This is a genomic window from Sinomicrobium pectinilyticum, from assembly GCF_003725735.1.
Taxonomy (GTDB): Bacteria; Bacteroidota; Bacteroidia; order Flavobacteriales; family Flavobacteriaceae; genus Sinomicrobium; species Sinomicrobium pectinilyticum.
In genome coordinates, this window is sequence record NZ_RJTM01000116.1 from 11,908 (window position 1) to 27,076 (window position 15,169).

Genomic DNA, 15,169 nt, shown 5'->3' on the forward strand with positions numbered 1-15,169 from the left:
AAACCCTTAACGGGCATTTGACAAGCAAAGATAATTACTAACCGATACACAAATAAGGCAAAACCAAAAGTTTGCGAAATTTTATATAGATGAATCATACTAACAAGCTCAAAATATTTAACGATCCAATTTACGGATTTATTACCATACCCAACACTCTTGTTTTTGACCTTATAGAACACCGGTATTTCCAAAGGCTCCGCCGGATATCTCAAATGGGGCTGTCTTACCTCGTATATCCGGGAGCTCACCACACCCGGTTTCACCATGCCCTGGGTTGCATGCACCTTATGCAGAAAGCAGTGCAAACCCTTCGTTTTAAGAAGGTTGATATTTCCGAAGAAGAGGAAGAGGCCCTGCTTATAGCTATTTTGCTGCACGATATAGGCCATGGTCCCTTTTCCCATGCCATGGAACACAGTATCGTAAACGGGGTGAGCCACGAACAGATATCCCTGCTTTTCATGGAAGAACTCAACCGCACTTTTAACGGAAGTTTAACGCTGGCCATACAAATGTTCCGTGGCGAATACCATCGCAGGTTCATGCATCAGTTGATTTCGAGCCAGTTTGATATTGACCGGACGGATTACCTGAAACGGGACAGCTTTTACACCGGGGTGGCCGAGGGCAATATAAATTCCGAAAGGCTGATTACCATGCTCAATGTGGTAGACAATGAACTGGCTATTGAGGAAAAAGGGATTTATTCCGTAGAAAAATTCCTGGTGGCACGACGACTGATGTACTGGCAGGTCTATCTCCATAAAACAGGGCTCGCAGCCGAACAGCTCCTTATACGTGTTTTGCAGAGAGCCAAGGAACTGGTTTCCGAAGGAGTTGATCTTAAAGCCAGTACGGCCCTGGAATATTTCCTCACCAACAAAGTGGAAATACAGCATTTTGATGCTTCGGTTCTCGACATTTTTTCAAGGCTTGACGATTACGATATCATCTCAGCCATGAAAGAATGGCAATTTCACGACGACTTTGTTTTATCAAGGCTCTGCACCATGATCCTGAACCGTGACCTGCTCAAAATCAAGTACCGGAAAAAACCCTTCCCTGAAAAAAAACTGGAAAAACACATTGACCTTTTCAAGGAAAGATATGATGTGCCGGAAGAAACGGCGCGTTATTTCGTATTTACAGGAAAAGTGGAGAACCTTGCCTATAGCATGGATAAAGAAAATATCCATATCCTGATGAAATCGGGAAAAATCTCCGATGTCGTCAAGGCATCCGACCTGCTCAACCTGAAAGCATTGTCCAGACCGGTGACCAAATATTATGCATGTTATCCCAAACACAGCTGAAAAACAACAGCAAAAAAAATAAAAAGACCGTAAAAAGAAGTCCCTGTGAATTTTCAACCTGCCGTAGTTCACAGACTTATATAACACCTGTGTAACACCCCACCTGCGTGTTTCGTCTATTAACTTAAAGGGGCGATAACTTAATATTTACTTTTTTTATACTTTTGCAGGAATGAAATTTACAGCAAGTCAAATAGCAGGCATACTGGAAGGGGACATTATCGGAGACCCGGACGTAGAGGTTTCCAAGCTGGCCAAGATAGAAGAGGGTTCTGAAGGCGACCTTACTTTTCTGGCCAATCCCAAGTACCGGTCATATATTTACACTACGAAAGCTTCGATCACTATTGTAAACAAGGATTTCGAAGCTGAATCAGAACTCTCCACCACCCTTATAAAAGTGGAGGATGCCTATAAGTCTTTTTCCAGGTTACTGGAATATTACAACCAGGTAAAGATGAACAAAACCGGAATAGAACAGCCTTCTTATATTTCGGAATCAGCCGGTTACGGTGAAAACATCTACCTCGGTGCTTTTGCTTATGTGGGAGATAATGTAAAAATAGGGAACAATTGTAAAATATATCCCAATGCTTATATAGGTGATAACGTTTCTCTCGGAGATAATGTAGTTATATTTGCAGGCGCCAAAATTTATTCCGAAACAATAATAGGCAACAACTGTGTTATTCACAGCGGCGCCGTTATAGGTGCGGATGGGTTTGGTTTTACACCTGATGAAAACGGCAGGTATTCCAAAGTTCCGCAAACAGGAAACGTAATTCTCGAAGATTATGTGGATATAGGGGCGGGGACTACTATAGACAGGGCCACATTGGGCTCTACCATCATAAGGAAAGGAGTGAAACTCGACAACCAGATACAGGTAGCACACAATGTGGAAATCGGAGAAAACACCGTAATAGCCGCACAGACCGGTATTGCAGGATCTACCAAAATAGGAAAGAATTGTATGATTGGAGGACAGGTAGGGATTGTAGGTCATTTAACCATAGGCAACCGCGTTAAGGTTCAGGCCCAGTCCGGAATCATAAGGAACATACAGGACGATGAGGTCCTTCAGGGTTCGCCCGCCTTTGCTCACGGAGATTTCAACAAATCCTACGTGCATTTCAAGAACCTGCCCAAATTAGTACAAACCATTCACCAATTCGATAAAAAACGGAACGATAATGAGTAGTGATAAAGTTGCCAGACAACGTACCATTGCAAAAGAAGTTACGCTACAGGGAGTAGGTCTTCACACAGGACACGAAGTAACTATGACCTTTAAGCCTGCCCCGGAAAATCACGGTTACGCCTTTAAACGTATTGACCTCGAAGGCAGTCCGGTTATTGAAGCCGATGCCAATTATGTGGTTAACACCCAGAGAGGAACAAACCTGGAGAAAAAAGGGGTCCGTATACATACCTCCGAGCATGTTCTCGCTGCCCTGGTGGGACTGGAAATAGATAATGTACTGATAGAGCTCAATGCCCCGGAGCCTCCCATTATGGACGGTTCCTCCAAATATTTCGTAGAAGCTCTGGAAAGTGCAGGTATGGTGGAGCAGGATGTGGAAAGGGAAGAATACATTGTAAAAGATGTTATCTCTTACACAGATGAAGAGACCGGAAGCGAAATTACCGTTATACCTGCCGATGAATACCAGGTAACCACTATGGTAGACTTCGGCACCAAAGTACTGGGAACACAGAATGCCACCCTGAAACAACTGTCCCAGTTCAAAAAAGAAATATCCAATGCCAGGACGTTCAGTTTCCTGCACGAAATAGAAACCCTGCTGGAACACGGCCTTATCAAAGGAGGTGATCTCAACAACGCTATCGTGTATGTAGACAAGGAACTGTCTCCCGCAACCATGGAAAAACTGAAAGTAGCCTTTCAGAAAGATTCCATTTCAATAAAACCGAACGGTATTCTTGACAACCTTACCCTACACTACCCTAATGAAGCGGCACGTCATAAACTTCTCGATGTCATCGGGGATCTCGCTCTCGTAGGTACACGTATCCGGGGCAAGATCATTGCCAACAAGCCCGGCCATTTTGTAAACACGCAGTTTGCAAAAAAACTTTCCAAGATCATCAAGATAGAAAAAAGAAACAAAGTACCGCAGTACGATCTGAACCAGGCCCCGTTAATGGATGTTACGGACATTATGAAGAAGCTGCCTCACAGGCCGCCCTTCCTGTTGGTAGACAAGATCCTGGAACTTTCGGATACCCATGTTGTGGGGGTAAAGAACGTAACGATGAACGAACCGTTCTTTGTCGGCCACTTCCCCGGCGCACCGGTAATGCCCGGCGTATTACAGGTAGAAGCTATGGCCCAGGCAGGAGGAATCCTGGTTTTGAGTACCGTACCGGATCCGGAGAACTACCTCACCTTCTTTATGAAGATAGACAAGGTAAAGTTCAAACAACAGGTGGGTCCGGGGGATACACTGATTTTTAAACTGGAACTTGTAACTCCTATACGAAGGGGTATATGCCACATGCAGGGATATGCCTATGCCAATGGTAAATTGGCTACCGAAGCCGAAATGATGGCACAAATAGTAAAAGTAAAAAATGAAGAGGATTAGGAAAACGACTCAACCGTCCTTCCCAATTCATTTCGCATTATAATTTTCGATCAATCGACACACATGAATCAGCCTTTAGCATATGTACATCCGGGTGCCAAGATAGCCAAAAACGTGGTTATCGAGCCCTTCACTACCATCCATAACAATGTGATTATCGGGGAAGGGACCTGGATAGGTTCTAACGTGACTATCATGGAAGGGGCACGGATTGGAAAAAACTGTAATATTTTCCCCGGGGCGGTTATCTCGGCTACTCCGCAGGACCTTAAATTCCAGGGAGAAGAAACCATTGTAGAGATTGGTGACAATACGACCATACGGGAGTGTGTTACCATAAACCGCGGCACCGTAGACCGGATGAAAACCGTTATCGGTAAAAACTGCCTGATAATGGCTTATTGCCACATTGCACACGATTGTATTGTGGGAGACAACTGTATTTTTTCCAACAACAGTACCCTTGCCGGGCACATCACTGTTGGCGACTATGTGGTTCTTGCCGGAATGACGGCCGTTCACCAGTTCTGCTCTATCGGTAACCACGCTTTTGTTACCGGAGGATCACTCGTACGAAAAGATGTTCCTCCGTATATCAAAGGAGCACGGGAACCCCTGTCGTATGTAGGGATCAACTCTGTCGGGCTCCGAAGAAGAGGGTACTCCGCCGAAAAGATCCGCGAAATACAGAACATTTACAGGATACTGTACCAGAAGAACTATAATAATACCCAGGCCATAGAGATCATAGAAGCAGAAATGGAGGCAACTCCGGAAAGGGATGAGATCCTTCAGTTCATACGTGACTCTCAACGGGGTATTATGAAAGGATATTTCAACGCCGGGTAAATCTCTGCCTGTCGTTTTTGGTTAAAAAGAAGTTTAAGCGATAAAAAACATAAAACATGGCAACAACGTCAGATATCCGGAAAGGATTGTGTATCCGGTATAACCATGACATCTTTAAAGTGATAGAGTTCCTGCACGTAAAACCGGGAAAAGGTCCGGCTTTCGTACGTACCAAACTGAAAAGTGTTACAACCGGTAAAGTGATAGATAATACTTTTTCCGCAGGACATAAAATAGAAGATGTGCGGGTGGAAACCCATACCTTTCAATACCTTTATCCCGAAGGGGAAACTTTCCATTTTATGAACACGGAAGATTTCAACCAGATCTCCCTTTCCAAAAATGCCCTTGATGCGCCGGAATTGCTCAAAGAAGGAGAAGTAGTAACCATCCTCATCAATACCGAGGACAGCATGCCCCTATCCGTAGAAATGCCTTCACACGTTATCCTTGAGGTTACACATACCGAACCCGGTGTAAAAGGAAATACCGCTACCAATGCCACCAAACCGGCAACGATGGAAACCGGGGCTACCGTAAACGTTCCGCTGTTTATCAACGAAGGAGACAAAATAAAGATCGAAACCGACAAGGGTACCTACGTAGAGCGGGTAAAAGAATAAGCCTATAAACGGGAGAGCCTATGAAATTTCCACAGGTACACACATTGCGGCAAATAGCTGCCATTCTGGACTGCGACTACGTGGGCCCGGAAGATTTCCCTGTCTCGGGAATGAACGAAATACATGTTGTGGAACCCGGCGATATTGTCTTTGTCGATCATCCCAAGTATTACGATAAAGCTCTCAATTCTGCCGCCACGGTAGTGCTCATTAACAAGCAGGTGGAATGTCCGGAAGACAAAGCCCTGCTTATATCTGACGATCCTTTCCGCGATTTCAATAAACTCACCGGTCACTTCCGGCCTTTTGAAAGAGCCGGGGTCTCTGTCTCCCCCACGGCCGCTATAGGTGAAAACACCATCATACAGCCCAACGTATTTATCGGTAACCATGTTATCATCGGCGATAATTGTGTTATTCACCCCAACGTTACCATATACGACAATACGGTTATAGGAAACAATGTCACTATTCATGCCGGTACGGTCCTCGGAGCCGATGCTTTTTACTACAAAAAAAGACCGGAAGGGTTCGATAAACTGCTGTCCGGCGGTAACGTGGTCATTGAAGATTTTGTCGATCTCGGTGCCTCGTGTACCATAGACAAAGGAGTTACCGGAAGCACCCGGATAAAAGAGGGCGCCAAACTGGACAACCAGGTGCATGTGGGACATGACACCGTTATCGGAAAAAAATGTCTCATAGCCTCACAAACCGGAATTGCCGGTTGCGTTGTTATTGAAGACGAAGTGACCATATGGGGACAGGTAGGCATGACCAGCGGCATTACCATAGGTGCCAGAGCCGTTATCCTGGCGCAGTCCGGAATAAGTAAGTCCCTCGAAGGAAATACTACCTATTTCGGTTATCCTGCCGAGGAAGCCCGTAAAAAATACAGGGAACTGGCCGCTATACGGAAAATACCGGAAATTATAGAAGTGCTCAACAACAGGTAACTACACAGGGAATACCGCTGCGTAAAAAATGGACTACATCATCGTTCCGCAATGCAAAACAGGAATTCCGGCTAACAAAAAAATAACAATTCTTGCCGAACATTAAACGGCAAAGCGTAACGCATAATCCATATAAAACCCTATTTTTGCATAGCCTATTAAAAATTCAAATATAATGAGTGTTTTAGTCAACAAGGATTCAAAAATAATTGTACAAGGTTTTACCGGTAGTGAAGGTACCTTTCACGCCGAACAAATGATAGAATACGGAACTAACGTGGTAGGAGGAGTAACTCCCGGAAAAGGAGGTCAGGAGCACCTGGGCCGCCCTGTTTTCAATACGGTAAAAGACGCCGTGGAAAAAGCCGGTGCGGATACTTCCATCATCTTTGTTCCGCCTGCCTTTGCTGCAGATGCTATTATGGAGGCTGCCGATGCGGGCATTAAAGTTATCATTACCATCACGGAAGGTATTCCGGTAGCCGATATGATTACCGCTTCCGACTATATCAAAAATAAAGACTGCCGGTTGATAGGGCCTAACTGTCCCGGTGTTATTACTCCCGGCGAAGCCAAAGTAGGTATTATGCCCGGCTTTGTTTTCAAGAAAGGAAATGTAGGTATCGTATCCAAGTCCGGTACCCTTACTTACGAAGCTGCCGACCAGGTGGTCCGGCAAGGATTGGGGATTACCACCGCAATTGGTATCGGAGGAGACCCTATCATCGGGACGACAACCAAAGAAGCGGTAGAGCTGCTCATGAATGACTCCGAGACAGAATGTATCGTAATGATCGGGGAAATAGGCGGACAACTCGAAGCAGATGCTGCCCGGTGGATCAAGGAGAACGGTAACAAAAAACCTGTTGTCGGATTCATCGCAGGAGAAACTGCTCCCAAAGGGAGAACGATGGGCCATGCCGGTGCTATCGTAGGCGGTGCTGATGATACTGCAGAAGCCAAAAAACGGATCATGAAAGAATGCGGTATCCACGTAGTGGATTCTCCTGCGGAAATCGGTAAAAAAGTAGCCGAAGTCCTGGGATAAGCATTCCTCAAATAAAAACCCTGTTTTTCAGGAAATTTAAAATCCATTAGTCTGAAAAAAGCTAATGGATTTTATTTTTTATCGCTCAAAAAATCCGGCGGTTCTTATCATCCGTCCCGGTACTTCTCCCGGTCCGGAGTGTGCAACTTTAAAACATATTGTACCCCAATCAAACGGTTGCCTGTAATAACCAGATATCACTATGCAGGCCTCGGGTAAACAGGGTAAAATAACCGGACCGGACGGGGATTATCTCATCAGTTCCGAAAAACCGCTCCCCGTAAAATCATAATAATAAACTTCTTACGACAAATCCCCGCTAAATTGGCGGGGATTTTTGTTTTGTGCTCTATCTATTTGCTATATTTGGTCATTGCTTATCGGGAAAAAGACGGAAAAGAAGGGTAGACATATGATATATTATACCCTCCGCTTTTTTACCTTTAGTCTCAAAGAATTAATATCGGACGGGTGTTGACCAATTAAAAATGAATAAAAAACATCAGATGAAACTTTTAGAAGGAAAAACAGCTATTATTACCGGCGCAAGCAGGGGAATCGGAAAAGGCATTGCGCAGGTTTTTGCCCGTGAGGGTGCCAACGTTGCGTTTACATACAGTTCTTCGGCCGAAGCCGCTGCCGAACTGGAAAAGGAACTCGTTTCTCTCGGAGTAAAAGCAAAAGGCTACAAAAGTAACGCAGCAAGCTTTGAAGAGGCCCAGAAACTGGCAGAAGACGTACTTGCCGAATTTGGCAGTATAGACGTCCTTATAAACAATGCCGGGATTACCAAAGATAACCTTCTGATGCGTATTTCCGAAGAAGATTTCGACAAGGTCATTGAGGTAAACCTCAAATCCGTTTTCAATATGACCAAAGCCGTACAGAGAACCATGTTAAAACAACGTAAAGGTTCCATCATAAACATGAGTTCCGTTGTAGGTGTCAAAGGTAATGCCGGGCAAACCAACTACGCTGCTTCCAAGGCAGGTATTCTTGGTTTCACAAAGTCCGTAGCCCTCGAACTCGGGTCGCGCAACATCCGTTGCAATGCCATAGCCCCCGGTTTTATAGAAACGGAAATGACCGCGGTACTCGATGAAAAAACTGTTCAGGGATGGAGAGATGCCATTCCGTTAAAGCGGGGCGGAACCCCGGAAGATGTAGCCAATGCATGTGTGTTCCTGGCCTCTGACATGAGTGCCTATGTTACCGGGCAGGTGCTTAATGTTGACGGCGGAATGCTTACATAAAACGAGTGTACGGGTATTCGGGTGGGCGAGTTACACTCGAACACCCTTACACTCGCCAACTAAACCCACAAAATGTTCGTTATATACCTCATTATAGCAGGAGTAGTTGCTCTGCTCGCAGCAGTGTTCCAATACGGAAAAGCAAAAGGCAAGTCAAAGGAAAACTTGCTTTTTGCTTTTTTGCGCTTCCTGTCCGTATTTGCTATTCTCATGCTGCTCATCAATCCGAAATTCCGGAAGGTAACCGTTTATGAGGAAAAACCGGCTCTCGCCATTGTTGCGGATAACTCTTCTTCTATCCCCTACCTCGGTCAACAGCAGCAAATAAGCGACATTCTCTCACAACTGCAACAAAATACGGAACTGGCGGAAAAATTTTCCCCTGATTATTATACTTTCGGGAAAAACCTGAAAAACGGGGATTCCCTTTCCTTTGAGGAACAACATACCAACCTGAGCGAAGCCCTGACTTCTTTAAAAGAAATTTACAGGGGAAAAAATGCCTCGGTCATCATCCTTACCGATGGCAACCAGACCTATGGCGAAGATTACACCTACACTTCGCTGAACTATCCCATGCCCGTGTTTCCGGTAGCATTAGGAGATACGACAACCTATGATGATCTGAAGATACAAAGACTTAATGTCAACAGGTACGCGTACTTCCGTAACAAATTCCCCGTAGAAATTATTCTTAACTACGAAGGAAAAACCGCGGTAAGTTCCACTTTTCGCCTTACCTCCGGAAACCGGACACTTTACAGTGAGAACGTGAACTTCTCCCCGGAAAAAAGATCGGAGATTATCCGGACACATCTCGAGGCCGGTACCCGGGGCATACTCACGTTCCGGGCCGAAATTCTACCTGTAGAAAACGAAAAAAACACCAAAAACAATTACAAGGAATTCGGTATAGAGGTCATTGACCAGAAAACGGAAGTCCTTATTGTTTCTGATATCGTTCATCCGGACCTCGGCGCCCTGAAACGGAGTATCGAATCCAATGAAGAACGTACCGTTACCCTGAGTAAACCAACCCTTGATATAAACCGTATCAACGATTACCAACTCGTTATCCTCTATCAACCGGACGCTTCGTTTACCGGCGTATTCCGTCAACTGGAAAAATCGGGAAAAAACACGTTTATCATCGGGGGAAAGAGCACCGACTGGAATTTCCTGAACCGGGCCCAAAAAGATTTTTCAAGAAAACCGGCCAGACTCACTGAGGAAGTACAGGGCAGTTATAACGAAAGCTATTCCGTATTTGCTTCCGAAGATATCGGCTTATCCCGTTATCCTCCCCTGCAGGTTCCTTTCGGGGATATTACGGTAAATACGCCCTATGAACCAATTCTGTTCCAGAAGATCAACGGGGTGGTTACCAAAACCCCGCTACTCCTCACTACAGAAAAAGACAACAAAAAAACAGCCCTGCTTCTGGGCGAGGATATCTGGCGATGGAGAATGCAGGATTTCCGGGACCACAAGAACTATGAAAAGTTTGACAAATTTATCGGTAAACTGGTACTTTACCTCGCATCCGATAAAAAAAGGGACCGCCTGGAAACCGATTACGAAACCCTGTACGACGGCACCACCCCTGTGGTTATCACCGCCCAGTATTTTGACAATAATTATATTTTCAATCCCGAAGCATCCTTGGGTATAGAAGTCAGGAATAAAGACAATAATACCGAAAAGACCTACCCGATGTTGCTCCGTAATAATTATTACGAAGCTGACCTGAGCGACCTAGAAGCCGGAGAATATACCTTTACAATACGCGTGGAAGGTGAAAATATGCAACGGTCCGGTCAGTTCCGGATATTGGAATTTGACGTGGAGCAGCAGTATGCCGGTGCCGATATAGAGGGGCTCCGAAAACTCGCCGGTAACACCGGGGGCACCATAAGCTATAGTTCCGTAAGTGATAGCCTCTATAACATACTTACAAATGACGAAAGGTTTAAACCTGTTCAGAAAAGTAAAGAGGACAACATAGCTCTTGTGGACTGGAAAATCTTGTTGTTTATTATTGTCCTGCTGCTTTCCGCCGAGTGGTTTCTACGTAAATACAGGGGACTTGTTTAAAGTATTTTTTACAAAAAGAAAAAGTTACAGGGATACCCTACCCTACTATAAATTAAAATCCATAGGTTTGTGGTAAAGCGAATGTCTGTTTTACAGTCAATACCATTGGTATCATACAAATAATCACAGGCTATTCGGGGATCTCCCGCTAAAAAGGAGCCGCAATAGACTCCAGGGGATTAACTTAAATTCAATAATAAACAACCATAACGCATCGCATATGAATTTCGACAACTTGACAAAAATAAAATTACCCATTATTATAGGTATTGTATTACTGATTGTTTTCATTTTCAATTCCACCATTACCATAGGCTCCGGAGAAGCCGGGGTATTATACAAGACATTCGGAGGAGGGGTAGTCACGGACGAACCGCCTATGGGAGAAGGTTTTCATTTTGTTTTCCCATGGAATAAAGTGTTCGTTTATGAAGTTCGCCAGCAGGAGCTTTCGGAAAAAATGCTGGTACTCTCATCCAACGGACTGGAAATAGGTGTGGATGCCACGGCCTGGCACCAGCCTTTTTATACTAAATTGGGGTCCCTGCATCGTGAAAAAGGAGAAAATTATATAAACCGGGTTATTCGTCCTGCCATACGTTCTGCCGTTAGAAGTGTTGTCGGAAGATACACTCCGGAACAACTGTATTCCTCCAAAAGAGATGCCATACAAAATGAAATCCATGAGGAAACCAAAAAAATACTGGATGAACAGTATGTGCAATTAAACGAAATACTGGTTAAGGACATCACCCTTCCCGCTACCATCAAGGCGGCCATAGAAACCAAACTCCGGCAGGAACAGGAATCCCTGGAGTATGAATTTCGCCTGGAAAAAGCTGAAAAAGAGGCTGAACGCCAGCGTATCGAAGCCGAAGGAAAGGCCAATGCGAACCGGATACTCAATGCTTCCCTTACCGACCAGATCATCCGGGAAAAAGGCATACAGGCAACGCTTGAACTCTCCAGGTCCCAAAATGCCAAAGTCATTGTAATAGGTTCCGGAAAAGATGGCATGCCTATTATTCTGGGAAACCAGTAATATCAGCTGCCCGGTTTGTGAACCGCAAATAATGTATGTCCCGCTTTCGCGGGACATTTTTGTTTATCCCCTTCTCCCTTTGGCCATAATGTCATTCTGTCCCGGACAATAAAAACCTGAAAAGACCGGTTTTTCTTCGGTAAACCGAAACAGTGAAAGCCCCTGCTGCAGCATGCCCTCCTACTCCTTTATCCCCAAAGCTTTGTTAACAACTCCCGCTAAAATTCCCTTCTCCCCTCCCAAAATATGAACGCAATTTTTATCTTTGTGTCGTAAAGATTTTTCTATGGAGCAATTTGTGGTTTCTGCGCGTAAATACCGTCCCCAGACATTCAAGGATGTTGTGGGACAACAAGCCATTACCAACACCCTGCTTAATGCCATAGACAATAACCACCTTGCACAGGCCTTACTGTTTTGCGGGCCGAGAGGGGTTGGAAAAACCACCTGCGCCCGTATTCTTGCCAAAAAGATCAACCAGGATGGCATAGAAAATCCGGATGAGGATTTCGCTTTTAATATTTTTGAACTCGATGCGGCTTCCAATAACTCGGTAGATGATATCCGGAACCTTATAGACCAGGTCCGTATACCTCCCCAGTCCGGAAAATATAAGGTATACATCATTGATGAGGTGCACATGCTCTCTCAGGCAGCTTTCAACGCTTTTCTCAAAACTCTTGAAGAACCGCCGAAACACGCCATTTTTATCCTGGCAACCACAGAAAAACACAAGATCATACCTACGATCCTTTCCCGTTGTCAGATTTTCGACTTTAAACGTATTACCGTAAGGGATGCTGCCGAGTATTTAAAATATATCGCCGAGAACCAGGGTATAGAAGCAGAAGACGACGCGCTGCACATCATAGCACAGAAAGCCGACGGTGCCATGAGGGATGCCTTGTCCATATTTGACAGGGTCGTTAGTTTTTCAGGAAAACATCTTACCCGTCAGGCAGTTACGGAAAATCTGAATGTACTGGACTACGACACCTATTTTAAGGCAACCGATCTTATCCTGGAAAACAATATTCCGCAACTGCTGGTGGATTTTAACGAAACCCTGGCAAGAGGTTTTGACGGGCATCATTTTGTTGCCGGACTGGCCTCTCACTTCCGGGACCTGATGGTAGCTAAAAACGAGGCTACCATTCCGCTACTGGAAGTCGGTAACGAGGCAAAACAACGCTATCTGGAACAGTCCAGGAAAGCCCCCTTACCTTTCCTGATGAAGGGAATAGAACTGGCAAATACCTGCGACCTCAATTACAAAACGAGTAAAAATCAGAGATTGCTCGTAGAACTCTGCCTTATGCAACTCGCCTCCATCACTTTCGATGGAGAAAAAAAAAATGACACACATTTCATAATTCCCCCGTCTCATTTCAGGAAAAACGGTACCTCCGTAAAAAAAACGGCTACCCTTCCTGCCACGGCTGAGACAGTGCCAGGGCAAAACACTTCCGCCCCGGTTGCCACAGCCACCGTTCCGAAACCAGAACCGGAAAGAACCATTCCGGCTTCCCCCGCCGAAACCGCTACCGTCGCACAACAGGAACCGGAACGAGAACAGAATGACAACATCATACCCGGAACCTCCACTATAGAGATCCGGAAAAAACATGTCTCCGGGTTATCCCTGTCCAGCATCAAGGCGAAAAAGGAGCTGGAAAAGAACAAAAAGGAAACCCATGTGGACGAATCCAAACTGCCGCGGGAGCCTTTTACCGAAGAAAAAATGCAGGAAGCCTGGGACAGCTATATAAAAATGATGAATGACAAGGGAAAAAAGATCATAGCTTCCAACCTGGCTACGGACAGGCCAAAACTGAAAAATGACAATATCATATGGATCGAATTGCCTAACGATACCATGAAAAAAGAAGTGGAACGAGACCAGTTCCCGCTTATGGAATACCTGAAAACGGAACTTCGCAACCACTTCATAAGCCTGCAGGTGACCGTGAATGAGAAAACCGAACGGAAATATGCATTCACTCCCCAGGAAAAATACATTAAACTCATGCAAACCAACCCCTTGATAGACACCCTTCGCAAAGAATTTGACCTGGATATCTAAATATCTATCATCCGGAGCAAATTAAAAACAAGATATCGCATTCATATATTCATTATGGACTTTATAAAAATAACAGAACAGGATTCCAATTACCGGGACCTGGAAAAAATGTCGATAAACGATATCCTGATCAGTATAAACAAAGAAGATCAAACTGTTCCTCTTGCTGTTGAAAAAGCCATTCCCCAAATAGAAGCCCTGGTCGAACAAATAGTGGGGAAACTGAAAGGCGGTGGCCGACTTTTTTATATAGGGGCCGGAACAAGCGGCAGGCTGGGAATCCTCGATGCATCCGAATGCCCCCCAACATACGGGGTGTCCGATCAATTGGTCATAGGGCTCATTGCCGGTGGCGACCAAGCCATCCGGAAGGCAGTGGAAAATGCGGAAGACAGCTGGGAACAGGCCTGGAAAGACTTATGTGAATATGATATTTCTCCTCAGGACGTGGTCATCGGTATCGCCGCATCAGGCACCACACCGTATGTAACGGGAGGTCTGGAAGCATGTAACAAAAACGGCATTCTTACGGGTTGCATAACCTGTAATGAGGGCAGCCCGCTCTCCCGTGTAGCACAATATCCTGTCGTGGCCATTGTAGGGCCAGAATTCGTTACGGGAAGCTCCCGCATGAAAGCCGGGACCGCACAAAAGCTTATACTGAATATGATCTCTACCACCACCATGATACAACTGGGCCGTGTTAAGGGAAACAAGATGGTGGATATGCGACTGAGCAACGTAAAACTGGTAAATCGCGGGGTGAGAATGCTCATGGAAGAACTGGCTGTGTCCAGGGAAGAGGCCGAAACCCTTCTGAACAGGTATAAAAATGTAAGGAACGCGATCAAAGCGTACCAACAATCTGAAAAATAAGGCACTCTGCACTAAAAGATGCAGAGGTTCGGACAGGTAATGAAGTTGCTCTTTAGCTACGTTATTAAGTTATTCCGCTAGTCGGGCAACACGTGTAAACCCAATAACCGACAAATTCATTAACTTTATATTTTCCACACTGTTAAAGTGCGGCAATAAACCGGCTGATTAATAAAACCGAAAAAACAAAACCTTGAGACGAACAGACCGACAACTATTCCTGAAGAGCCTGAAATATTTCGCTTATACCCTCATGCTGATGTTCGGTGCCCCGATAATCCTTTACCAGGCCTTCAAAAACCAGGAACATCCGTTTTACTGGCCGGTACTGATACTGGGGCTTTTGGCGGCAATAGGAGCTATTGTCATGGCGTTTGTAAGCCTCCGGATAATGATGAAGTCCTTTTTCGGAGACTAAAA

At 45.1% G+C, this 15,169-nt stretch carries 13 protein-coding genes; all 13 read left to right on the forward strand.

Annotated elements, in window-relative coordinates:
- The first annotated feature begins 89 nt into the window (after positions 1 to 89).
- Complete coding sequence (locus ED312_RS17340) at positions 90 to 1,316, forward strand: HD domain-containing protein (protein ID WP_123217292.1); 1,227 nt, start codon at positions 90 to 92, stop codon at positions 1,314 to 1,316.
- Positions 1,317 to 1,488: 172 nt separating this feature from the next.
- Positions 1,489 to 2,517 carry a UDP-3-O-(3-hydroxymyristoyl)glucosamine N-acyltransferase gene (lpxD, locus tag ED312_RS17345; RefSeq protein ID WP_123217293.1) on the forward strand — a complete coding sequence of 343 codons (1,029 nt, stop codon included), beginning with the start codon at positions 1,489 to 1,491 and terminating at the stop codon, positions 2,515 to 2,517.
- Positions 2,510 to 3,925, forward strand: a complete 1,416-nt coding sequence (locus ED312_RS17350; protein ID WP_123217294.1) for a bifunctional UDP-3-O-[3-hydroxymyristoyl] N-acetylglucosamine deacetylase/3-hydroxyacyl-ACP dehydratase — start codon at positions 2,510 to 2,512, stop codon at positions 3,923 to 3,925. The genes lpxD and ED312_RS17350 overlap by 8 nt, the downstream gene beginning before the upstream one ends.
- 63 nt (positions 3,926 to 3,988) lie before the next feature.
- On the forward strand, positions 3,989 to 4,774 hold the full coding sequence (lpxA, locus tag ED312_RS17355; RefSeq protein WP_123217295.1) for an acyl-ACP--UDP-N-acetylglucosamine O-acyltransferase: 786 nt from the start codon (positions 3,989 to 3,991) through the stop codon (positions 4,772 to 4,774).
- A 56-nt stretch (positions 4,775 to 4,830) separates the two neighbouring features.
- Positions 4,831 to 5,397 (forward strand): elongation factor P, encoded by a 567-nt coding sequence (efp, locus tag ED312_RS17360; protein WP_123217296.1) that lies wholly within the window; start codon positions 4,831 to 4,833, stop codon positions 5,395 to 5,397.
- A gap of 20 nt (positions 5,398 to 5,417) precedes the next feature.
- Positions 5,418 to 6,353 carry a UDP-3-O-(3-hydroxymyristoyl)glucosamine N-acyltransferase gene (locus ED312_RS17365; protein ID WP_123217297.1) on the forward strand — a complete coding sequence of 312 codons (936 nt, stop codon included), beginning with the start codon at positions 5,418 to 5,420 and terminating at the stop codon, positions 6,351 to 6,353.
- Between the two features lie 175 nt (positions 6,354 to 6,528).
- The gene (gene sucD / locus ED312_RS17370) at positions 6,529 to 7,401 is read left to right on the forward strand and encodes a succinate--CoA ligase subunit alpha (RefSeq protein ID WP_123217298.1); all 873 of its coding nucleotides are present in this window, start codon (positions 6,529 to 6,531) and stop codon (positions 7,399 to 7,401) included.
- Positions 7,402 to 7,907: 506 nt separating this feature from the next.
- A complete protein-coding gene (gene fabG / locus ED312_RS17375) occupies positions 7,908 to 8,654 on the forward strand; it encodes a 3-oxoacyl-[acyl-carrier-protein] reductase (protein WP_123217341.1) in 747 nt (248 codons plus the stop codon).
- A 72-nt stretch (positions 8,655 to 8,726) separates the two neighbouring features.
- Positions 8,727 to 10,748: a vWA domain-containing protein gene (locus ED312_RS17380; protein ID WP_123217299.1), complete on the forward strand. Its 2,022-nt coding sequence runs from the start codon at positions 8,727 to 8,729 to the stop codon at positions 10,746 to 10,748.
- A 220-nt stretch (positions 10,749 to 10,968) separates the two neighbouring features.
- Complete coding sequence (locus ED312_RS17385; RefSeq protein WP_123217300.1) at positions 10,969 to 11,790, forward strand: prohibitin family protein; 822 nt, start codon at positions 10,969 to 10,971, stop codon at positions 11,788 to 11,790.
- Between the two features lie 286 nt (positions 11,791 to 12,076).
- On the forward strand, positions 12,077 to 13,873 hold the full coding sequence (locus tag ED312_RS17390) for a DNA polymerase III subunit gamma/tau (protein ID WP_123217301.1): 1,797 nt from the start codon (positions 12,077 to 12,079) through the stop codon (positions 13,871 to 13,873).
- 54 nt (positions 13,874 to 13,927) lie between these two features.
- Entirely contained in the window at positions 13,928 to 14,749 is an 822-nt protein-coding gene (gene murQ / locus ED312_RS17395) for an N-acetylmuramic acid 6-phosphate etherase (protein WP_123217302.1), read from the forward strand.
- A 193-nt stretch (positions 14,750 to 14,942) separates the two neighbouring features.
- Entirely contained in the window at positions 14,943 to 15,167 is a 225-nt protein-coding gene (locus tag ED312_RS17400; protein ID WP_123217303.1) for a DUF6095 family protein, read from the forward strand.
- The last annotated feature ends 2 nt before the right edge of the window (positions 15,168 to 15,169 follow it).

Bases quoted from the DNA above. Each gene is read 5' to 3' on its own strand.
- ED312_RS17340 (WP_123217292.1), top strand. From the start codon at position 90: ATGAATCATACTAACAAGCTCAAAATATTTAACGATCCAATTTACGGA.
- lpxD (WP_123217293.1), top strand. From the start codon at position 1,489: ATGAAATTTACAGCAAGTCAAATAGCAGGCATACTGGAAGGGGACATT.
- ED312_RS17350 (WP_123217294.1), top strand. From the start codon at position 2,510: ATGAGTAGTGATAAAGTTGCCAGACAACGTACCATTGCAAAAGAAGTT.
- lpxA (WP_123217295.1), top strand. From the start codon at position 3,989: ATGAATCAGCCTTTAGCATATGTACATCCGGGTGCCAAGATAGCCAAA.
- efp (WP_123217296.1), top strand. From the start codon at position 4,831: ATGGCAACAACGTCAGATATCCGGAAAGGATTGTGTATCCGGTATAAC.
- ED312_RS17365 (WP_123217297.1), top strand. From the start codon at position 5,418: ATGAAATTTCCACAGGTACACACATTGCGGCAAATAGCTGCCATTCTG.
- sucD (WP_123217298.1), top strand. From the start codon at position 6,529: ATGAGTGTTTTAGTCAACAAGGATTCAAAAATAATTGTACAAGGTTTT.
- fabG (WP_123217341.1), top strand. From the start codon at position 7,908: ATGAAACTTTTAGAAGGAAAAACAGCTATTATTACCGGCGCAAGCAGG.
- ED312_RS17380 (WP_123217299.1), top strand. From the start codon at position 8,727: ATGTTCGTTATATACCTCATTATAGCAGGAGTAGTTGCTCTGCTCGCA.
- ED312_RS17385 (WP_123217300.1), top strand. From the start codon at position 10,969: ATGAATTTCGACAACTTGACAAAAATAAAATTACCCATTATTATAGGT.
- ED312_RS17390 (WP_123217301.1), top strand. From the start codon at position 12,077: ATGGAGCAATTTGTGGTTTCTGCGCGTAAATACCGTCCCCAGACATTC.
- murQ (WP_123217302.1), top strand. From the start codon at position 13,928: ATGGACTTTATAAAAATAACAGAACAGGATTCCAATTACCGGGACCTG.